This window comes from Terrabacter sp. GCM10028922 (assembly GCF_042666095.1).
GTDB lineage: Bacteria > Actinomycetota > Actinomycetes > Actinomycetales > Dermatophilaceae > Terrabacter.
In genome coordinates this window covers 1-17334 of the sequence record NZ_JBHTFG010000017.1, presented here as the reverse complement: position 1 = coordinate 17334, position 17334 = coordinate 1, and the positions used below count along the sequence as shown (strand labels likewise).

The following is a 17334-nucleotide window of genomic DNA, read 5'->3' as shown; positions in this document are numbered from 1 at the left end:
GAGCCTGCTCCGACCGGCGCGACCCTGGCGGTGTGCTCAGCCGAGCATGGCGGTGCGCAGCTCGTCGGCAGTCGCGACGACCGCCGACGGGCGCACGCCGTGCAGCGCGGTCGGAACCCCGGCCCCCCACGTGACGGCGACGGTGTCCATACCGGCCGCCTTGCCGGCGAGCACGTCGACGACGGCGTCACCGACGTAGACGGCGTCGTTGGAGCCGCGACCCATCCGGTCGAGGGCGAGCAGCAGCGGCGTCGGGTCGGGCTTGTGCCGCTCGGTGTCCTCCATCGCGACGAGCACCGCGACGTGCTCGCTGAGGCCCAGGATGTCCATGGCCTGCTGCGCGGACTCGCGCCGCTTCGACGTCGCGACGCCGACGTGGACGCCCGCGGCGCGCAGGTCGGCCAGGACCTCGCGGACGCCGTCGTAGCCGCGGATCAGCCGCTCGGTGTTGTCGGCGTTCCAGGCGAGGTACGTGGCGTAGAGGTCGTCGGCGTGCTCCGGCGAGTGGTCGCGGAAGGCGGCGATGAGGGGACGGCCGATCCACGAGCGGATGACGTCGGGGTCCTCCTCGCGACCGATGATCGTGCGGAAGGCGTGCTGGTAGGACTCGACGATGAGGTTGATCGTGTCGGCCAGCGTGCCGTCGAGGTCGAAGACGGCGGTGGACCAGCGGGGAGAAGTCACCGGGCGAGCCTAGGGCCTGTCGCCGTCCACCCAGCGACCGGCTCTCAGGACCCGGACCAGCCGTGCGGAGTCGTCGACGACGACGACGTCGGCGCGCGCCCCGGCGACCAGGGCCCCGCGGTCCGCCAGCCCCAGCGCGCGGGCGGGCGTTCGCGTGGCGGGCCGGACGGCATACGGCAGGGGGATGCCGGCGGCGACGGCCCGCGCCACGATGTCGGCGACGTGGCTCGTGCCACCCGCGATGGAGCCGGGCGTCGTGCCGTCGGGGTCGCGCGCCAGCCGGGCGACGCCGCGGTCGACGACCACGGACAGGCCCCCGAGGACGTACGCCCCGTCCCCGACACCGGCTGCCGCCATGGCGTCGGACACGAAGGCGACGTGGTCGGCGCCGACGAGGTCGAGGACGGTGCGCACGGTGTCGTCGTCGAGGTGCGCGCCGTCGGCGATGAGCTCGACCGTGACGCGACCGCGCGCGGCCGAGCGCATCAGCGCCGGGGCCGCACCGGGCGTGCGGTGGTGCCACGGGTCCATGCCGTTGAAGAGGTGCGTGGCGAGGTCCGCGCCGGCCGCGACGGCCCGCTCGACCTGGGCGAACGTCGCCGTCGTGTGCCCCACCGCCGCGTGGATACCGGCCGAGGTGAGCCAGCGGACGAGGTCGAGGCCGTGCTCTCGCTCCGGCGCGAGCGTCACCTGTCGCAGGTGCCCGCGGCCGAGCTCGATGAGCCGCTCGACCTCCGTCAGGCTCGGATCGCGCAGCAGCGTCGGGTCGTGCGCGCCGCACCGCGCCTCCGCGAGCCAGGGGCCCTCGAGGTGGATGCCGTCGACGAGCCCGTCGTCACACAGCTCCGCGAGCATCGCGACGCCACGCTCGAGGTCACGCGGGCTCATCGTCACGAGGCTCGCGAGGAGGCTGGTGGAGCCGTGCGCGTGGTGGTGCCGGGCCGCCGCGGCCGCCGCCTCGTCGCGCAGGTCGGTGAACGCCGTGCCGCCGCCACCGTGGCAGTGGATGTCGACGTATGCCGGCACCATCGTGCCGCTCACGCGCTCGGCCGCGTGGGCCTCCCCGGGCAGCTCGGCGCCGGGGGCCAGCGGGGTGACCGCAGCGATGCGCTCGCCCTCGATGCGGACGAGGACGTCGGGCAGCACCGTGGCGTCGACGAGGGCGGGGCCGCGCAGTGTGAGGTCCATCGGGGTCGATTCTGTCGCACGGCCGCGAGGCCCGGGGGCGAGGTCGGCGTGGGTGGTATCCGGATGGGCGTGGGTGGGCGGCGGCGCGCGGGGATCACCTCGGAGCGGCCCAGCAGGCGGGGGTAGCGTGTGCCCGTGCCAGCCCGACCCCTCCCCGAGCTCGTTCACCCGACCTGGGTGCCCGCCCTCGAGCCGGTGGCCGACACGATCGCCCAGCTGGGTGAGTTCCTCCGCGGCGAGGTCGCGGCCGGTCGCGGCTACCTCCCGGCCGGCGAGCGCGTGCTGCGCGCCTTCTCGCGACCCCTGCCCGATGTGCGGGTGCTCGTCGTGGGCCAGGATCCCTACCCGACGCCGGGGCACCCGGTCGGGCTCAGCTTCAGCGTCGCCCCGGACGTGCGGCCAGTCCCCCGGTCGCTCCAGAACATCTACCACGAGCTGGGCACCGACCTCGGCCTGCCGACGCCGGCCTCCGGCGACCTGACGCCGTGGTTCGAGCGAGGCGTCATGCTGCTCAACCGGGTGCTCACCGTCCAGCCGGGACGCTCCGCCAGCCACCAGGGCAAGGGCTGGGAAACCGTTACGGCACAGGCGATCTCGGCCCTCGTGGCTCGCGGTGGACCGCTCGTCGCCATCCTCTGGGGTCGACAGGCGCAGTCGCTGGCCCCGATGCTGGGGCCGGTGCCGCGCATCGAGACCGCCCACCCGTCGCCGCTCTCCGCACGGTCGGGCTTCTTCGGCTCGCGGCCGTTCAGCCGCACCAACGACCTGCTCGCCCAGCAGGGCGCCCCACCCATCGACTGGAGGCTGACATGACCCAGCCCGCCGCAGACGGTGCCGCACCCACCGTCTGGACCCGCTACGTCGCGATCGGCGACTCCTTCACCGAGGGCATGTGCGACGACGACCCGGCCTTCGGCCACGACGGCGAGTTCGCCGGATGGGCCGACCGGCTCGCTGCCCACCTGTCGGAGATCGCCCGCGCCGAGGGGCTCCACTTCGGCTACGCCAACCTGGCCGTGCGGGGTCGGAAGCTTGCCGACGTCGTCGGTCCCCAGCTCGAGGACGCCCTGTCGCTCCAGCCCGACCTCGTCAGCATCGTCGGCGGCGGCAACGACATCCTGCGCCCCAAGGCCGACCTCGACGCCCTCGCCGCCCGGCTGGAGGCCGCCGTCGTCCGCATCCGCGCCACCGGGGCCGACGTCCTCATGGCGACCCCCGTCGACCCCGCCGACGCACCTCTGGTCAAGGCGACCCGCGGGCGCGCCGCGATCCACGCCGCCAACATCTGGAGCATCGCCCGCCGCAACGGCGCCCACGTCATCGACCAGTGGGGCCTGCACGCGCTGCGCGACTGGCGGATGTGGGCCGAGGACCGCATCCACATGACGACCGAGGGCCACCGGCGGGTGTCGCTCGCCGCGCTCGAGGCCCTCGGGCACACGCCGGCCGAGACCGACTGGGCGACGCCGCTCGACCCCGCCCCGCCCATCGGACGCCGAGAGGCCCTCCAGGCCAACGCCCAGTGGGCCAAGGAGTACGTCGGCCCGTGGGTGCACCGGCGCCTCACCGGGCGCTCGTCGGGTGACCGCCGGCAGGCCAAGCGGCCCGACATCACGCCCTTCGACCCCCGGGCCTGAGCACCCCAGCTGCGACGGTCGTGACGACCGGCTGGCAGCTCGATCTGCCGTGAGCACAGCCGTACGGTCGAGGGTCCCGAACTGCCAGCCGGGCGTCCCGGTTCAGGCGACGGCCGTGCGCCCCGCCGGTCGCGTCCCGGAGCGCCTGCGGCGGAGCGCAACGGCACCGACGAGCATGCTGCGCACCCAGGCGGGGTGGAACATCACCTGCTCCCACGTGAAACGCAGCACGATCCAGTCGCGCACGGTGAGCTCGTCGTAGCGCCGGCAGTCGCGGTCGAAGGCCCGTCGCTCGGCGTGGAACTCGTGGCTGTCGGCCTCGACGACGATCTGCAGCGACTCGTCGGCGAGGTCGACCCTCGCATAGAAGTCGTCGTAGCGCAGCCGCACCTGTGGCTCGACGGAGAGGCCGGGCACCTCGAGCGCGATGGCACGCAGCACGGACTCGAAGGGGTTCGCCGCGCGGCCGTCGGCATGTCTGGCGACCTTGAGCACGCGGGCGCGCTGCCGAGGACCGAGCGTCAGACCGACCTCTGTGACCTCTCGCATCCGCAGGCCCGCGCGCAGGGCCGAGTCGAAGACGGCGAGAGCCTCGTCGAAGGGCAGGTCGAGGCAGCAGTCGACGACGGTCCGCGCGGGCGTCGTCACCCCGGCCCGGACGTGCGCCTGTGGCAGGGTGCGCCAGTGCAGCGTGGCGATCTCCGCGGCCCGTGGCGGCAGACGCCGGTGTCGTGCAAGGGTCACGTCGGGCCGTTGCGGTGTGATCTTGACCTTCCAGCCCCAGTGCGCTGCCGCCGACCGGTGCGAGACCGTGCCCGTCAGGCGCCGGGCCACCGTCACGGCGTCGTCTGGCCCACGTAGGCCGTACAGCCCCCGTCGCAGCCGCACGACCTCACCTGACTCGACGGCTACGCCGATGCGCCGCCACGGGACCGCGCGCCGCAGCTCGCGCCAGGTACAGACCCCACCCAGCCGCCCGACCGCCTCGGCAACCTCCACGGGTCGAGCGTCGCGCCCGTCGAGCCGTGCGCGGGCGCGTCGTCCACAGGGGCATGGTCAGGGGTCAACGGGCTGGCAGCAGGACGTGCCGCAGACGCGGCTGGTGCTCGCGCAGACCGGACCTGCCAGCCACGCGTCCCGATCCGGGCCCTCCACGCACGTATGCCGTCCCGCGGGCTCAGCGGGACGGCATACGTCGTCGGATGGCGGGGTCAGACCGACGCGGCGAACGCCTTCTCGAAGATGTCGAGCCCCTCCGAGAGCAGCTCGTCGCTCGCGGCGAGCGGCGGGAGGAAGCGGAAGACGTTGCCGTACGTGCCGCACGTCAGGGTGACGAGTCCGTCGGCGTGGCAGGCCTTGTTGACGGCCCCGGTCAGCGCCGCGTTCGGTGAGATGTCGCCTTCGCCGTTGACGAGCTCGACGGCGAGCATCGCGCCCCGGCCGCGGATGTCGCCGATCTGCGGGTACCGCGCGGCGAGGGCCTCGAGGCGGGGCCTGAACAGCGCCTCGACCTGGCGTGCGCGACCGCAGAGGTCCTCGGCCTTCATCGTCTCGATCGCACCGAGGGCCGAGGCGCAGGCGACGGGGTTGCCGCCGTACGTGCCGCCGAGGCCGCCGCCGTGCACGGCGTCCATGATCTCGGCGCGGCCCGTGACGCCGGCGAGCGGGAGGCCGCCGGCCATGCCCTTGGCGGTCGTGACGATGTCGGGCACGACGCCCTCGTGCTCGCTCGCGAACCAGTCGCCGGTGCGGCAGAAGCCGGTCTGTACCTCGTCAGCGATGAAGACGACGCCGTTGTCACGGCACCAGTCGGCGACCTGACTGACGAATCCGGGTGCGGGCACGATGAACCCGCCCTCGCCCTGGATGGGCTCGAGGATGACGGCGGCGAGGTTCTCCTCGCCCACCTGCGCATGGACCTGCGACACGAAGACGTCGAAGGACTCCTTCGCGCAGTCGGCGGGGCCGCCCGGCCAGCGGAAGGGATAGCTCATGGGCGCGCGGTAGACCTCGCCGGCGAAGGGCCCGAACCGGTGCTTGTACGGCATGTTCTTCGCGGTCAGCGCCATCGTGAGGTTGGTGCGGCCGTGGTACGCGTGGTCGAACGCGACGACGGCGTTGCGGCCGGTGTAGTGGCGGGCGACCTTGACGGCATTCTCGACGGCTTCGGCCCCCGAGTTGAAGAGCGCAGAGCGCTTCTCGTGGTCACCCGGGGTCAGCTCGTTGAGGGCCTCGGCGACCTCGAGGTACTCCTCGTACGGCGTGACCATGAAGCACGTGTGGGTGAAGTCGGCGACCTGCTCGGTGACGCGCTCGACGACACGCGGCGCCGCGTTGCCGACGGTCGTCACGGCGATGCCGGAGCCGAAGTCGATGAGCTGGTTGCCGTCGACGTCGACGAGGATGCCGCCGCCCGCCCTCTCGACGTACACCGGCAGGCCGGTGCTGACACCGGCCGACACCGCGGCGTTCTTGCGGGCCTGGAGGGTGGCCGACCTCGGGCCCGGGATGGCCGTTCGGAGGACGCGCTTCTGCTCGACATTGGTCATGCGCACAGTATGCCGACGACCTGCTCAGCGGGGTGGCGCTGCCGCCGGCTCCGGTGCCGGCACCCGGAGCGATCCGTAGCGCTCCATCCGGTGCCAGCGCAGGTAGGTGCCCGCCAGCGCGGTGAAGACCGACTGGATGACGACGAGGTACATCAGCTGGCGGTAGACAACCTGCTGCAGGGGCAGCGACCACATGGGGCGCAACGACTCCCCGTCGAGCCGGAACGCGTAGACGGCCATGACCGCCTGGATCGCCAGGAAGGCCAACCAGACGAGCGTGACACGGGTGGCGTCGAGGAAGACGAGGCCGTAGACGGCGAAGACGTCGACGGCCGGCGCGAGCAGCGGCAACAGCACCTGCAGGACGAGCAGGTAGGTGAGGCCCCGTCGACCCAGCTTGCCGGCCGCGCCCGACTGGGTCAGCGCGCCGCGGTGCTTCCACATGGCCTGGAGGGTGCCGTAGCACCATCGGTAGCGCTGCCGCCAGAGCGCCCCCAGCGAGGCGGGCGCCTCGGTCCAGGCCCGGGCGCCGTCCTCGTAGACGACCCTCCAGCCGTCGCGCGACAGCGCCATGGTGAGGTCGGTGTCCTCGGCGAGGGTGTCGTCGCTCACGCCGCCGACGCGCTCGAGCGCCGACCGGCGGAACCCGCCGATCGCGCCGGGCACCGTGGGCATGCACTCGGCGATGTCGAAGAGACGCCGGTCGAGGTTGAAGCCGATGACGTACTCGATGTGCTGCCACCGGCCGAGGATGCCGCCACGGTTGGCCACCTTCGTGTTGCCCGACACCGCACCGACGCGGGGGTCGGCGAACCGCTGGACGAGCGTGTACACGGCATCCGGCTCGAAGACGGTGTCACCGTCGACCATGACGACGAGGTCGTGCGAGGCGTGGCGCAGGCCGGTGTTGAGAGCGGAGGGCTTGCCGCCGTTCACCTGCCTGATGACGGTCACGCCGGGCAGGTGGAGCGACTCGACGAGGTCGGCCGTGCCGTCCGTCGACCCGTCGTCGACGACGATGACCTCGACGGGATGGGTGGAGGCCACGATCGAGCGCACCGCCGCCTCGATGCCGGCCGACTCGTTGTAGGCGGGGACGATGACGCTGACGGGCTCGAGAACGGGCTCGGCGCCTCGCCGTCGCTCGCGGAGCCGACCGCGGTGGTGGCGCGCGGCGGCGCCGATGACGAGCACGGCGCGCAGGCCGACGACGAAGCCACTGGCGACGAGACACGCTCCGATGACGGCTATGACGAGGTCGCTGAGCCGAAGGACCCAGACGAGCGTCAGTCCGGTGAGCCGATCGACGGCAGACGCCGGGCTCATCGCGGATGCCATGCCCACGGACTGGCTCACGGTCTCGAAGCGGTAGCCCTTGGCCGACAACGCGGGAAGGGCACGGTCGAGGGCGGCGACGGTCTGGCTGCGGTCGCCTCCGGCGTCGTGGAGCAGCACGACCTCCCCCGTGCGTCCGGGCGGTGTGATGCCGTGGACGATCGCCTCGACTCCGGGCCGTCGCCAGTCCTCACCGTCGCGCGTGGCGAGCACGGAGACGTAGCCGTCCGAGGCCGCAGTGAGCATGGAGTCGAGCATCGCGTTGTCGATGGCGCCGTTCTCGGAGCTGAAGGGCGGTCGCAGGAGCGCGGTCGTCTGGCCGGTGAGGCCGACGAGCACCTGCTGCGCCTCACGCAGCTCGAGGTGACGCTGCCATGCAGGTGCCGCGCCGAGGTCGACATGGGTCAGGGTGTGCAGCCCGATCTCGTGACCGTCGGCGAGGATCTTGGCGACCAGCTCCGGGTGGTCGAGCGCCTGGGTGCCGACGAGGAAGAACGTCGCGTGGACGTGATGGCGCCGCAGGACCTCCAGCACCTTGGGCGTCCAGGTCGGGTCGGGGCCGTCGTCGAAGGTGAGCGCAAGCACCCCCGGAGCCGGGCCGGCCGTGCGCGGCGTCCCGCCGCGGGCGTCGATGACGGGCCCTCCGTGCGCCAACGCGCTCGGGACCTTGTCGGCACGGCCGGGCGGCGCGGCGGCGTCCTCGCTCACCCCGTAGAGGTGGCGCAGGTAGCCCTGCATGACGAGGGCCACAGTGAGGGCGAGCAGGACCACGGAGAGGACGAGCCAGTGGGTCCGCGGGCGGACCAGCCGCGAGGGCGGCGGGCGGTGCCGTCCTGGCTGCGACGACCGTCGACGCCGTGACGTCGGCGTGCGATGCCCGCCTGCCACCGGTCAGCGGCTCGTCGTCGGGGTCGGACGCTGGGTCAGCCCGGGCGCCGTGGGGGTGCTCGCGCGTCGTGTCGACGCAGGCACCGTCAGCGGCTTCGCTGTCGTGGGCTTGGCCGCCGTGGGCCTGGCTGTCACGGTCGCCGCCGGTACGGGAGTGCCGGTGGATGAGGGAACAGGCGCGCTCGGTGTGCGCGGCGGCTCGGCAGAGGTGGCCCGCACGGGGACCGCTCCACCTGTCCCCGCGGGGGCGTGGTCCCCCGACGAGGGCACGACTGCGCGATTGACTGCGGTGGGCGGCAGCTTGGCCAGGCCGTGGGTGGGCGCAGCCGGGCGCGGGAGGAACGGTGCGTCGATGGTCGGGCCGCCCAGGGCGGCGCTGAGCAGGAGCCCGACGTAGCCGATGACGACGAGGGCGATGCTCGCGCCCAGAAGGCGCACTCGCCGCAGACGCCGACCGGTGAGATCCAGGAAGACCGGACTGCTGCCGGGAGCGTCTGCAGGCGTGGAGGGGTGCGTCAGGGGCATCGGCAACAGAGGGTACGCGGCATGCTCGGCGTGGCGCGAATCTGCGCCCAGGGGTTCCGCGGAAGCAGGCGAGAGCCGGTGCGAAGTGCCCACTCGACGGTCGAGCCGGGTGCAAAGTGCCCACTCGACGGTCGAGCCGGGTGCGAAGTGCCCACTCGACGGTCGAGCCGGTGCGAAGAGCCCACTCGACGGTCGAGTGGGCACTTTCACCCGGCGACGGTCACCCCTCCTGGCTCTCGCCGAAGCGCCCACGGTGCTCGCGAGGGATGAGCGGCGTGTCAGCGCGCGCCTTGATCTGCTGGACGGCCCACGAGTTGCCGTCGGGGTCGTGGAAGCCGAAGAACGTGCCGCCGTCGCGCTCGTCGAAGACTCTGATCTCGTCGCACTCGACCCCGCGACCGACGAGCTCCTCGCGAGCGGCCGCGGCATCGGCCACGACGAGCTGGATGCCGTGCAGGCTCCCCGGCTTCATCGCGTTCTGCGCCGGCAGGCTGCCCACGACGATCGAGCAGCCGGAGCCACGCGGCGTCAGCTGGGCGACGTGCATGTGCTCGTTGCGGGTGTCGTGGTCGAGGTCGAACCCGACCTGGTCGCGGTAGAAGGCGATCGCGGCGTCCAGGTCGCTGACCGGCACGACGACGACCTCGAGGGTCCAGTCCACGGCGCTCAGCCTTCGGCCTTGGCGGGAGCGCTGGAGACCCCGAGGAGCTCGTCGAGCTGCTCGTAGCCCTGCACCATGCCGGTCTCCATGCCGCTCTGGACCATCATGTCGCGTCCCTCCACCGACGGGCCGACGCTGTGGCCCTCGAGCCGGCAGCGGCCGTCGCCGAGGTCGACGAAGCGCATGAACTCGATGGCGACCTCGTCCGGCGCACCCTCGAACTCGAAGGTCTGGATGGCCAGCTCGTTCTCGCGCACGGTGTGGAAGGTGCCACGGAAGGCATAGACGTTGTCGCCGTCACGGTGCGTGTAGCGGTAGCCGCCCCCCGACGTGAAGTCCCAGTGCTCGATCGTCATCTCGTAGCCGCGCGGACCGAGCCACTGACGGACGAGCTCCGGGTCGCGGTGAGCGTTGAAGACGGCCTCGACGGGGGCGTCGAACTCGCGCGTGAAGTCGATCCACGGCAGGCCGGCGGGGACGTCGAGGTTCAGTGGGTTGCTCATGACTGTTGCTCCTTCTCGGTGCCGTGCGCCGCGGTGGTCGCGGTCGCACGGGTGGTTGCTGTCTCCCTGGTGGACGGTGTTGCTGCGGTTCGTTCGAGAACGGCGTCGAGCGACCGGAAGCGCTGCTCGGCGACGAGGCGGTAGCGGTCGATCCAGGCCGTCATGGCCTCGAGCCGGGCGGCCTCGAGGTGGACCGGACGTCGCTGCGCGTCGCGCGTCCGGCTCACGAGGCCCGCGAGCTCGAGCACCTGGATGTGCTTGCTGACGGCCTGCTTGCTGATCTCGAACGGTTCAGCGAGCTCGTTGACGGTCGCGGCGCCCCTGCTGAGGCGGGCGATGATCGCGCGCCGGACGGGGTCGGCCAGGGCCGCGAAGGCGCGGTCGAGGTCGTCATCCGAAACCGGCGAGAGAATCATTGTCAACCAACTCCTTGATCAATCAGTAAGTTGATTAAAGCCCCGTCGCCCTACCGTGTCAACCGTTTCGCGCGCTCCATGCCGAGCGCACGACGGCGCCAGCAGGCGCGCGACATCTCACGCGCTCCGCCTCGTGCCCGCGCTCCGGTGACGAGCGTGCGAGATGCGCGGAGCGGCGGGAAGGGCGTAGAACGTCGAACTGCCGCACATGCGGGTGTAACGTGTCGCTCATGCCGCATCTGCGCATCACCGAGGCGGCCGCCCTGCTCGGGGTGTCCGACGACACGGTGCGTCGCATGGTCGACTCCGGCCGGCTCTACGGCGCCACCGACGAGGTCGGCCGACGCACCGTCGACGGCGCGCAGCTCGCCGCCGTCGCCCAGGAGCTGGCCCACCCAGCCGCGGTCGGCGCCATCGGAGCGGCGTCCGCCCGCAACCGGATGCGCGGCATCGTCACGGCCATCACCAAGGACACCGTGATGGCCAAGGTGGAGATGCAGTGCGGCCCGTTCCGCATCGTCTCGCTGCTGTCGAGCGAGTCCGTCGACGACCTGGCGCTCGAGGTGGGCTCCGTGGCCGTCGCGAGCGTCAAGTCGACGCACGTGGTCGTCGAGGTCCCCGCGTGAGGCTCACACCGCCCCGGTTCGCCCGCCGCACGCTGCTGCCCGTCGCCGCGGGGCTGGGCGCCGCCCTCCTTGCCGGGTGCGGCCACGCCACCCCCTCGTCCGCCGACGGGAGCGGGCAGCCGGAGAGGTCCGGCGCCTCGGCTTCGTCGCTGCAAGGCACCGTGACCGTGCTCGCGGCCGCCTCCCTCACCGAGTCGTTCGACGAGCTGAGGAAGGCGTTCGAGGCCGCCCATCCGGGCGTCACCGTCGAGACGTCCTACGGCTCGAGCGCGACCCTCGTCCAGCAGGTCGACAACGGCGCCCCGGCCTCGGTGCTCGCGCTCGCCGGCACCGCCGCGGCCGAGCCGCTCGACCGGAGCATGGTCAAGGACTCGAAGACCTTCGCCACCAACGTCCTCGAGGTCGCCGTGCCGCCCGGCAACCCCGGGCGGGTCGCGTCGATCACCGACCTCGCGAGGCCCGATGTCAAGGTCGTGCTGTGCGCCGACAGCGTGCCGTGCGGGAAGGCGGCGCAGGCGACGTTCACGAAGGCGAGGATCGTGCCGAACGTCGTGAGCAAGGAGGTCGACGTCAAGGCCGCGCTCGCCAAGGTCAAGCTCGCCGAGGCCGACGCCGCCGTCGTCTACCACTCCGACGTCGTGGCCGCGAAGGGCGCCGTCACGGGCGTCGCCATCGAGCCGCGGTACAACACGACGCTCCACTACCCCGTCATAACGCTGGTCGACGACGCGGCGACGCGGGCGTTCGTCGCGTACCTGGTGAGCGACACCGGCCTCGCGACGGTGCAGTCGTTCGGCTTCGGTGCGCCCTGAGGGCCGGGCACCCAGCCCCGGGAAGGATGACGTGACATGACGTATGCCGGCCGGTGGCGTTCCCGCGTCACCCTGGGTGTGCCCGCGGCGCTGGCCCTGCTGCTGCTCGTCGTCCCGCTCGTGGCACTGCTGCTGCGGGCGGACTGGGGGCGCATCCCGTCCGACCTCGCGACGCCGAGCGTCCTTCCGGCGCTGCGGCTCTCGCTCACGACGACGACCTCGACGGCTGTCCTGTGCCTGCTCCTCGGCACTCCCCTGGCCTGGTTACTCGCCCGTTCCGACCACCGCACGACGCGTTGGGTGCGCGCGCTGCTCACGGTGCCGCTGGTGCTGCCACCTGTCGTGGGAGGCGTGGCGCTGCTCATGGCATGGGGCCGCACCGGGCTGGTCGGACAGCACCTGACGCCCTTCGGCATCCAGATCCCGTTCACGACGGTTGCGGTCGTGCTCGCCGAGACGTTCGTCGCGATGCCGTACTACGTGCTAGCCGTCGAGGGCGCGATGCGCGGCCTGGACCCGCGACTCGAGTCGGTGGCGCGCACCCTCGGCGCGAGCGACCTGCGCTACCTGCGCACGGTGGCCATCCCGCTCGTCCTTCCTGGCATCGCGAGCGGCCTGGCTCTGGCGTGGGCCCGTGCGCTGGGCGAGTTCGGCGCGACGATCACCTTCGCGGGCAACTTCCAGGGCCGCACGCAGACCCTGCCGCTGCTCGTCTACGTCGAGCTCGAGCGCGACCCGCAGGTCGCGATCTCGATCAGCATCATGCTGCTCGCCGTCAGCGTCCTCGTGCTCGGCGTCCTGCGCGGGAGGTGGCTGCGATGAGCCCGACCTCTGCCTCTCCGCCTTGGCTCGACGCGCGGGTTCGACTGTCGCGCGGGACGATCGAGCTGGACGTCGCCCTGGGTGCTGAGCCAGGCCAGGTCATCGGCATCCTGGGCCCGAACGGCGGCGGCAAGACGACGACGGTGCTCGCGCTGGCCGGTGTGCTGCCCATCGGTGAGGGCTTCGTCCGGGTCGGCGGACAGGTCTGGGACGACGGCCGCCGCGCGCTCGCCCCGGAGCAGCGCGCCGTCGGGCTCATGCTCGCGGACAGCCTGCTCTTCCCCCACCTCAGCGCCCTCGACAACGTCGCCTACGGTCCGCGCAGCCGCGGCGTCGACCGTCGCCGGGCCCGTGACCGCGCGCGCGATGAGCTCGACCGTGTCGGCCTGGCCGACCGCGCGTCGTCACGGCCTCGTGAGCTGTCGTCCGGGCAGCAGGCTCGAGTCGCCCTGGCCCGGGCTCTTGCCACCGACCCGGAGCTGCTCCTGCTCGACGAGCCCCTCTCCGCCCTCGACCCCGACACCCGCGCCCGCACGCGCAGCGACCTCGCGGCCCGCCTCACGGCATACGACGGCGTGACGGTGCTCGTGACCCACGACCCGCTCGACGCGCTGACGCTCGCCGACCACCTCGTGTTCGTCGAGGACGGGCAGGTGACGCAGGCGGGCACACCCGACGAGGTCCTGAGCGAACCGCGCAGTGCCTACGTGGGCACCGTCGTAGGGCTCAACTTGTATGCGGGACAGGGCGATTCGCATGGCCACGTGCATACCGCCAATGGCGGGCTCGTCGTGACGACGAGCCCCACCGAAGGCAACGTGTGGGCGACGATCCCACCGAGCGCGGTGTCACTGCACCTCCACGAGCCGGAGGGTTCCCCGCGGAACACCTGGCGGGTTCGGATCGCGTCGGTGACGATGCAGGGCCAGTCAGCGCGCGTCGGTCTCGTCGGCGACCTGTCGCTGACGGCGGAGGTCACGCTGGAGTCGGTCAGCGCCCTGGGCCTGCAGGTCGGGCGCGACGTGTGGGCTGCCGTCAAGGCCACCGAGGTGCGCACCTACCCGCGCTGACGCCGCCGTCCACTAGGGCACGAGCAACCAGCGCCCGCGCTGACCGCCACCGGCGAGCTTGGCATAGGCGACCGCCGCCTCATCGAGCGGGATCCGACCGGCAACGCGCACGGCGAGCTCGCCGGTGACGCTGCGGTGCAGGAGGCCGGCCAGACGTGACGCGTCGGCGTGGACCAGCACGGCGGACGTCTCGATGTCGCGCACGCTCTCCACCACCGCCATGGGGTAGACGCCCTGGAATCGACCACCGTCGCGGACCGCCCCGATCGCGTTCTCCTGCAGGCCGGCCGTGTCGAACACCGCGTCGACGGCCGCCGCGGGCAGCACGGTGACGAACTCGCGGGCTCCCGCTGCGCGGACGAACTCCTCGTCACGGTCGCGCCCGTGGCCGACGACCGACCACCCGGCCGCCGAGGCCAGCGCCACGGCATACCCACCGACGCCGCCGCCGGCGCCTGTGACGAGCAGCGTCCGGCCGGCCGGGGCACCGAGGGCCGCGAGCGCCTGGTCCGCCGTCAGCGCGTTGAGCGGAACGGATGCCGCGTCGACCAGGTCGAGGCCGTCCGGCACGACGGCGACCGCAGACTCCGGAAGCACGACCTGCGCGGCGTGGGTCCGGCTGGTCCTCGTCAGGTCGTCGTCGAGGCCGGCGACGCGGTCGCCCACCCGAAGGGAGGTCACGGCGGCGCCCACCGCAGCCACGACTCCGGCAACGTCCCACCCGAGGCCGACGACCCCTTCGAGACCCGCGATGTCGCGCATCGGGCCGAGGACGACCCCGACGTCCACCGGGTTGACGGCAGCAGCCGCGACGTCGACGAGCACGTCATGGTTCCCGAGCTCTCTGGGCATGGCCTCGACGAGGAGCGGTTCGTTGCGGTTCGGCTGTGACACAAGGGTCTTCATCATCACTCCTGAGTTGCTGTCGTTTGCGACCTCATCCTCGGGTGGTTACTCTCCGCCGGGAAGTACGCACTTCGAAGTGGCACACGCACCTGGAGGTATGTCATGGCAACACGCACCGCAGCCCAGCGCCGGCTGGAGGCCAAGGCGGATTACGACGCGTACCTTGCGTCCTGCCCGAGCCGGCAGCTGCTCGCCACCCTCTCCGACAAGTGGGTCACGCTCGTCGTCTGCGCCCTCGGCGAGCGCGACCACCGCTACTCCGAGCTCTCGACGCGACTCGCCGGCGTGAGCCAGAAGATGCTCACCCAGACACTCCGGTCACTGGAACGCGACGGCCTCGTCGACCGGGCCGTCACCGCCTCGGTCCCGCCGCGCGTCGACTACTCCCTGACCGACCTCGGACGGTCGCTGCTCGAACCGATCCAGCACGTCAAGGCCTGGGCGGAGCTCAACATGCCCGCCGTCGACGAGGCCCGCGACCGGTACGACCGCGTGAGCGCCTAGCGCGCCACCCCCGGCGCGAGGGCAAGTGTCCACGGGAGGCCACCGCTCGTCTCACACTTTGGACAAAATGCTCGGACGTCCTAGTATCTGAGCATGCCAGCGACGAGGCTGATGCCCACCGACGAAGCCACTGACCTCATCGAGCTGACCCGCGAGATCTGCCTCAAGGAGCTCGCACCCCAGGTCGACGAGGCCGAGCGCGCCCGCGTCTTCCCCGAGGCGACGTTCCGCACACTCGGGCGGGCCGGCCTGCTGTCGCTGCCCTACCCCGAGGAGTTCGGGGGTGCCGGACAGCCCTACGAGGTCTACCTCCAGGTCGTCGAGGAGATCGCGTCGGCCTGGATGAGCGTCGCGGTGGGGGTCAGCGTGCACAGCCTCACGGCACACCCGGTGGCGACGTTCGGCACCCGGGAGCAGCAGGAGACCCTGTTGGAGGGCATGCTCTCGGGTGAGCAGCTCGGCGCGTACTGCCTGTCCGAGCCCCTCGCCGGCTCCGACATCGCGTCGATGACGACGCGCGCGACGCGCACCGACGACGGCTGGTCGCTCAAGGGCACCAAGGCCTGGATCTCGCACGCCGGGCACGCCGACTACTACACGACCTTCGCGCGCACGTCCGACGACGGCAGCAAGGGCCTGTCGACCTTCATCGTGCCGGGCGACGCCGCGGGCCTGACCTTTGCCGAGCCGGAGAGGAAGATGGGCCTGCACTGCGACCCGGTGGCCCAGGTCATGTTCGACGACGTGACCGTCGATGGCGCCCGCCTCGTCGGCCGGGAGGGTGACGGCATGAAGATGGCGCTGTCGGCGCTGGACGCCGGGCGCCTCGGAGTGGCCGCCGCCGCAACCGGACTCGCGCAGTCCGCGCTCGACGTCGCCGCCGAGTACGCGACCGAGCGCCAGCAGTTCGGCCGCCGCATCGCCGACTTCCAGGGTCTCGCCTTCCTGCTCGCCGACATGGAGGCCGCCGTCACCTCAGCGCGGGCCACCTACCTCCACGCCGCCCGGCTCAAGGACGCCGGACGCGGCTTCACCAAGGAGGCTGCCGTCGCAAAGCTCGTCGCGACCGACGCCGCCATGAGGGTGACCACTGACGCCGTCCAGGTGCTCGGCGGCGCCGGCTACACCGAGGACTTCCCGCTCGAGCGTTACATGCGCGAGGCCAAGGTGACCCAGATCTTCGAAGGCACCAACCAGATCCAGCGCGTCGTCATCGCACGCCAGCTCCTGTCCCGCTGACCTCCACGTTCCCGCGAAAGGCCTTGTCATGCAGTTGAGCCCGTCCACCGTTGCCGTCATCACCGGAGGTGGCTCCGGCCTCGGTGGGGCCACCGCGCGTCGTCTCGTGGCCGACGGCGCGACCGTCGTCATCATCGACCTCGAGGGCTCGTCGGCGCCCGCACTCGTCGACGAGCTCAACGGCCAGCGCGAGGGCTCGGCCGTCTTCGTCCCGGCCGACGTGCGCGACGAGGAGCAGGTCCAGGCCGCGATCGACCGGGCGACCTCGCTCGGTCAGCTCCGGATCGCGGTCAACTGCGCCGGCGTCGCGACCCCGGGCCGCGTCGTCGGCCGAGGCGGTCCGCTCTCGCTCGACACCTTCAAGACGGTCATCGACATCAACCTCGTCGGGTCGTTCAACGTCATGCGGCTCGCGGCCGTGGCGATGCTCGCCAACGAGCTCGTCGACGGCGACCGCGGTGTCATCGTCAACACCGCCAGCATCGCGGCCTACGACGGGCAGGTCGGACAGGCTGCCTACGCCGCGAGCAAGGGCGGCATCGTCGGTCTCACGCTGTCGGCCGCCCGTGACTTGGCGGACAAGGCAATCCGCGTCATGACGGTCGCCCCCGGCACGTTCGAGACGCCGATGCTCGCGGGCCTGCCGGGTGAGGTCAGAGAGGTCCTCGAGAAGCAGGTGCCACACCCGTCTCGGCTCGGCCACCCCGACGAGTACGCCTCCCTCGTGCGCCACATCGTCGACAACCCGATGCTCAACGGTGAGGTCATCCGTCTCGACGGCGCCCTGCGTATGCCGCCCCGCTGACCAACCCTCCCCTGCCGACCGGAACACCGACTCGAGTGGGCACTTCCACCCGTCCACCCACGGTGCAAAGTGCCCACTCGACCTGACCCCCACCACTCGAGTGGGCACTCCACCCGCCCGCCCACGGTGCAAAGTGACCGCTCGACCTCCCCCCACTCGAGTGG

Annotated in this window: 19 protein-coding genes; 9 read left to right on the top strand and 10 right to left on the bottom strand. The window is 72.1% G+C overall.

The genetic code is table 11. The features are described 5' to 3' along the window. Positions 1-36: 36 nt before the first annotated feature. Both ACFQU3_RS16670 and ACFQU3_RS16665 read right to left on the bottom strand, forming a co-directional pair. Positions 37-684 carry an HAD family hydrolase gene (locus ACFQU3_RS16670; RefSeq protein ID WP_385911760.1) on the bottom strand — a complete coding sequence of 216 codons (648 nt, stop codon included), beginning with the start codon at positions 682-684 and terminating at the stop codon, positions 37-39. A gap of 9 nt (positions 685-693) precedes the next feature. Further along, entirely contained in the window at positions 694-1872 is a 1179-nt protein-coding gene (locus tag ACFQU3_RS16665) for an N-acetylglucosamine-6-phosphate deacetylase (RefSeq protein WP_385911758.1), read from the bottom strand. A 135-nt stretch (positions 1873-2007) separates the two neighbouring features. Between ACFQU3_RS16665 and ACFQU3_RS16660 the strand changes: the two genes are divergently transcribed. Together ACFQU3_RS16660 and ACFQU3_RS16655 are read left to right on the top strand one after the other, a co-directional pair. Further along, on the top strand, positions 2008-2685 hold the full coding sequence (locus tag ACFQU3_RS16660; RefSeq protein WP_385911756.1) for a uracil-DNA glycosylase: 678 nt from the start codon (positions 2008-2010) through the stop codon (positions 2683-2685). After that, entirely contained in the window at positions 2682-3509 is an 828-nt protein-coding gene (locus ACFQU3_RS16655; protein WP_385911755.1) for an SGNH/GDSL hydrolase family protein, read from the top strand. The genes ACFQU3_RS16660 and ACFQU3_RS16655 overlap by 4 nt, the downstream gene beginning before the upstream one ends. A 102-nt stretch (positions 3510-3611) precedes the next feature. On the opposite strand, the gene ACFQU3_RS16650 is transcribed toward ACFQU3_RS16655, so the two are convergent. The 7 genes from ACFQU3_RS16650 to ACFQU3_RS16620 form a co-directional block, all read right to left on the bottom strand. Further along, positions 3612-4508 carry a DUF559 domain-containing protein gene (locus ACFQU3_RS16650; protein WP_385911753.1) on the bottom strand — a complete coding sequence of 299 codons (897 nt, stop codon included), beginning with the start codon at positions 4506-4508 and terminating at the stop codon, positions 3612-3614. Between the two features lie 212 nt (positions 4509-4720). Further along, the gene (gene gabT / locus ACFQU3_RS16645; protein WP_385911751.1) at positions 4721-6058 is read right to left on the bottom strand and encodes a 4-aminobutyrate--2-oxoglutarate transaminase; all 1338 of its coding nucleotides are present in this window, start codon (positions 6056-6058) and stop codon (positions 4721-4723) included. Positions 6059-6082: 24 nt separating this feature from the next. Continuing rightward, positions 6083-8164 (bottom strand): bifunctional polysaccharide deacetylase/glycosyltransferase family 2 protein, encoded by a 2082-nt coding sequence (locus ACFQU3_RS16640; protein ID WP_385911749.1) that lies wholly within the window; start codon positions 8162-8164, stop codon positions 6083-6085. A 120-nt stretch (positions 8165-8284) separates the two neighbouring features. Continuing rightward, on the bottom strand, positions 8285-8806 hold the full coding sequence (locus ACFQU3_RS16635; RefSeq protein WP_385911747.1) for a hypothetical protein: 522 nt from the start codon (positions 8804-8806) through the stop codon (positions 8285-8287). A gap of 220 nt (positions 8807-9026) precedes the next feature. Beyond that, the gene (locus ACFQU3_RS16630) at positions 9027-9467 is read right to left on the bottom strand and encodes a VOC family protein (RefSeq protein WP_385911745.1); all 441 of its coding nucleotides are present in this window, start codon (positions 9465-9467) and stop codon (positions 9027-9029) included. Positions 9468-9472: 5 nt separating this feature from the next. Continuing rightward, positions 9473-9970, bottom strand: a complete 498-nt coding sequence (locus tag ACFQU3_RS16625) for an SRPBCC family protein (RefSeq protein WP_385911743.1) — start codon at positions 9968-9970, stop codon at positions 9473-9475. Next, positions 9967-10386 (bottom strand): ArsR/SmtB family transcription factor, encoded by a 420-nt coding sequence (locus ACFQU3_RS16620; protein WP_385911741.1) that lies wholly within the window; start codon positions 10384-10386, stop codon positions 9967-9969. The genes ACFQU3_RS16625 and ACFQU3_RS16620 overlap by 4 nt, the downstream gene beginning before the upstream one ends. A 230-nt stretch (positions 10387-10616) precedes the next feature. Between ACFQU3_RS16620 and ACFQU3_RS16615 the strand changes: the two genes are divergently transcribed. The 4 genes from ACFQU3_RS16615 to ACFQU3_RS16600 are packed head-to-tail and all read left to right on the top strand — an operon-like array spanning position 10617 to position 13716. Then, positions 10617-11012, top strand: a complete 396-nt coding sequence (locus tag ACFQU3_RS16615; RefSeq protein WP_385911739.1) for a molybdopterin-binding protein — start codon at positions 10617-10619, stop codon at positions 11010-11012. Next, entirely contained in the window at positions 11009-11824 is an 816-nt protein-coding gene (gene modA, locus ACFQU3_RS16610; protein WP_385911737.1) for a molybdate ABC transporter substrate-binding protein, read from the top strand. Before ACFQU3_RS16615 ends, modA begins: the two co-directional genes overlap by 4 nt. Positions 11825-11860: 36 nt before the next feature. After that, a complete protein-coding gene (locus ACFQU3_RS16605; RefSeq protein ID WP_385911735.1) occupies positions 11861-12646 on the top strand; it encodes an ABC transporter permease in 786 nt (261 codons plus the stop codon). After that, positions 12643-13716: an ABC transporter ATP-binding protein gene (locus ACFQU3_RS16600; RefSeq protein WP_385911733.1), complete on the top strand. Its 1074-nt coding sequence runs from the start codon at positions 12643-12645 to the stop codon at positions 13714-13716. Before ACFQU3_RS16605 ends, ACFQU3_RS16600 begins: the two co-directional genes overlap by 4 nt. Before the next feature lie 12 nt (positions 13717-13728). On the opposite strand, the gene ACFQU3_RS16595 is transcribed toward ACFQU3_RS16600, so the two are convergent. Beyond that, positions 13729-14622 carry an alcohol dehydrogenase catalytic domain-containing protein gene (locus tag ACFQU3_RS16595; protein WP_385911731.1) on the bottom strand — a complete coding sequence of 298 codons (894 nt, stop codon included), beginning with the start codon at positions 14620-14622 and terminating at the stop codon, positions 13729-13731. Positions 14623-14724: 102 nt separating this feature from the next. Between ACFQU3_RS16595 and ACFQU3_RS16590 the strand changes: the two genes are divergently transcribed. The 3 genes from ACFQU3_RS16590 to ACFQU3_RS16580 all read left to right on the top strand — a co-directional run bounded on the left by ACFQU3_RS16590 (position 14725) and on the right by ACFQU3_RS16580 (position 17170). Next, positions 14725-15126, top strand: coding sequence for a winged helix-turn-helix transcriptional regulator (locus ACFQU3_RS16590; RefSeq protein WP_385911729.1), 402 nt, complete (start codon positions 14725-14727; stop codon positions 15124-15126). 93 nt (positions 15127-15219) lie between these two features. Next, positions 15220-16365 carry an acyl-CoA dehydrogenase family protein gene (locus ACFQU3_RS16585; protein ID WP_385911727.1) on the top strand — a complete coding sequence of 382 codons (1146 nt, stop codon included), beginning with the start codon at positions 15220-15222 and terminating at the stop codon, positions 16363-16365. A gap of 28 nt (positions 16366-16393) precedes the next feature. Further along, entirely contained in the window at positions 16394-17170 is a 777-nt protein-coding gene (locus ACFQU3_RS16580) for an SDR family NAD(P)-dependent oxidoreductase (protein WP_385911725.1), read from the top strand. Positions 17171-17334: the final 164 nt, after the last annotated feature.

Excerpts from the sequence above, each read along its gene's own strand:
- ACFQU3_RS16665 (WP_385911758.1), bottom strand. The coding sequence starts at position 1,872 with ATGGACCTCACACTGCGCGGCCCCGCCCTCGTCGACGCCACGGTGCTG.
- ACFQU3_RS16655 (WP_385911755.1), top strand. The coding sequence starts at position 2,682 with ATGACCCAGCCCGCCGCAGACGGTGCCGCACCCACCGTCTGGACCCGC.
- gabT (WP_385911751.1), bottom strand. The coding sequence starts at position 6,058 with ATGACCAATGTCGAGCAGAAGCGCGTCCTCCGAACGGCCATCCCGGGC.
- ACFQU3_RS16635 (WP_385911747.1), bottom strand. The coding sequence starts at position 8,806 with ATGCCCCTGACGCACCCCTCCACGCCTGCAGACGCTCCCGGCAGCAGT.
- ACFQU3_RS16625 (WP_385911743.1), bottom strand. The coding sequence starts at position 9,970 with ATGAGCAACCCACTGAACCTCGACGTCCCCGCCGGCCTGCCGTGGATC.
- ACFQU3_RS16620 (WP_385911741.1), bottom strand. The coding sequence starts at position 10,386 with ATGATTCTCTCGCCGGTTTCGGATGACGACCTCGACCGCGCCTTCGCG.
- ACFQU3_RS16615 (WP_385911739.1), top strand. The coding sequence starts at position 10,617 with ATGCCGCATCTGCGCATCACCGAGGCGGCCGCCCTGCTCGGGGTGTCC.
- ACFQU3_RS16605 (WP_385911735.1), top strand. The coding sequence starts at position 11,861 with ATGACGTATGCCGGCCGGTGGCGTTCCCGCGTCACCCTGGGTGTGCCC.
- ACFQU3_RS16600 (WP_385911733.1), top strand. The coding sequence starts at position 12,643 with ATGAGCCCGACCTCTGCCTCTCCGCCTTGGCTCGACGCGCGGGTTCGA.
- ACFQU3_RS16595 (WP_385911731.1), bottom strand. The coding sequence starts at position 14,622 with ATGAAGACCCTTGTGTCACAGCCGAACCGCAACGAACCGCTCCTCGTC.
- ACFQU3_RS16590 (WP_385911729.1), top strand. The coding sequence starts at position 14,725 with ATGGCAACACGCACCGCAGCCCAGCGCCGGCTGGAGGCCAAGGCGGAT.
- ACFQU3_RS16585 (WP_385911727.1), top strand. The coding sequence starts at position 15,220 with ATGCCAGCGACGAGGCTGATGCCCACCGACGAAGCCACTGACCTCATC.
- ACFQU3_RS16580 (WP_385911725.1), top strand. The coding sequence starts at position 16,394 with ATGCAGTTGAGCCCGTCCACCGTTGCCGTCATCACCGGAGGTGGCTCC.